Here is a 1,444-nt window from a genome sequence, read left to right as displayed (position 1 = left end):
TTCTGATTAGGTGTCAACCTATATCTACACTTATGCGATCGTCGGCAGCGTCAGATGTGTATAAGAGACAGGCCCGGAGGCGCCGCCCCCGCCTGCGACCACCAGCGCTGCGCCTGCGCCGCCGACAACGACGCACGCCGGGCCGAGACAGGTCACCTATTCGGTGACCGGCACCAAGGCACCAGGAGACATCATCACCATCACCTATGTGGACGGGAACGGTAACCGCCGCACCCTGCGCAACGTCTACATCCCGTGGACCTTCACGATGACGCCGATCTCCAACTCCGACGTCGGCTCGGTCGAGGCCTCCAGCCTGTTCCTGGTGAGCCGACTGAACTGCTCGATCACCACCAGCGACGGAACCGTGTTGAGTTCCAACGCCAACAACTCCGCACAGACGGCCTGCTGATGACCGGACCTCTCGACGATCTCGACAGCACCGACCGCATCCTCCTGGGCGTCTCTGTGGCGGCCTGGCTCGCGGCGCTGGGGGCCGGTGTCGCCGCCATCGTCGCGCTGGTCGATCTGGGCCGCAGCCATGCGCAAGGTTCGGATTCGGCAGGCACACCGTGGCTGCTCTACACCGTGATCGGCATATCGGCCGTGGTCATCGTCGGCGCCGTGCCGTTGCTGCTGCGGGCCAGGGCCCAGGCAGGCAACCGGCAACAGCCACAGCCCGCACGGGCTGCTGTCCGGCCCCCGCAGGACATGCCGGGGCGCCGCGTGGTGACCCCCGGGCGTACCTCGGAGCCGCCGCTTCTGGTGAGTCGCTACGGCGGCGACGACGTAGCTGCGGCCGCCGTCGAGCAGGTGTGGTTGCGGTACACACTGGCGATCACCGCCGCGATCGGTGCTGCCACGGCGGCCATCGGCATCGCGACGTATCTGATGGCCACAGAGAGCGACCTCGGCGCCTGGATTTGCTATGGCGTGGCCGGGCTCATCACGCTCGGCATGGTGGCCCTGCCCATTGTTGCGCTGCGTCAGCTCGACGAACTCGTCGCTGCTTAGCCGCCTTTTTACGGTCGCATTCCGGTCGGTACCGGGCATTAGCCTGCCCCGGCCTCACCTTTGCCCTGTTCCGATATCAGGCGTCGGCAACGGTGCTAATGGCCGTCTTCCTGAACACCGTCTCGTGGGCCCGTAGCCCCTGGCTGCCGGCGGACGTGGGGGAGGGGAGGGGGCCCGAGAAATCCGTATGCCTCAGACACTCCGATGTCCGGCACGTACCCCCGGGCCGGGAAAACGCAATCGCCGCAACCTCCCTGGGGAGATTGCGGCGATTGCGTGAAGCCGGATGAGGACGCTCAGTGGTGACCGTTGGTCTCCCCGTCTTCGTGGATGCGGTCCTGCGCCTCCTTGAGGGCCGTGAGCGCCTTCTGTTCGGAGGCGTGTGCGGCTTCGGTGAGGGCGTCCTGCTCGACGGGCGGGTCGGCGTAGA

General features: G+C 66.6%; 1 protein-coding gene and 1 pseudogene. Both read left to right on the top strand.

Features of this window, described 5'->3' with window-relative positions:
• Positions 1-85: 85 nt before the first annotated feature.
• Positions 86-412, top strand: a pseudogene (locus A5784_RS13565) (MmpS family transport accessory protein); the annotation flags it as partial.
• The gene (locus A5784_RS13560) at positions 412-1,014 is read left to right on the top strand and encodes a DUF2561 family protein (protein ID WP_064945434.1); all 603 of its coding nucleotides are present in this window, start codon (positions 412-414) and stop codon (positions 1,012-1,014) included. The pseudogene A5784_RS13565 and the gene A5784_RS13560, both read left to right, overlap by 1 nt.
• Positions 1,015-1,444: the final 430 nt, after the last annotated feature.

Source organism: Mycobacterium sp. 852013-50091_SCH5140682 (assembly GCF_001665685.1).
Classification (GTDB): domain Bacteria; phylum Actinomycetota; class Actinomycetes; order Mycobacteriales; family Mycobacteriaceae; genus Mycobacterium.
The sequence above is the reverse complement of the archived record's forward strand: the minus strand, read 5'-3'. Positions and strand labels throughout refer to the sequence as shown.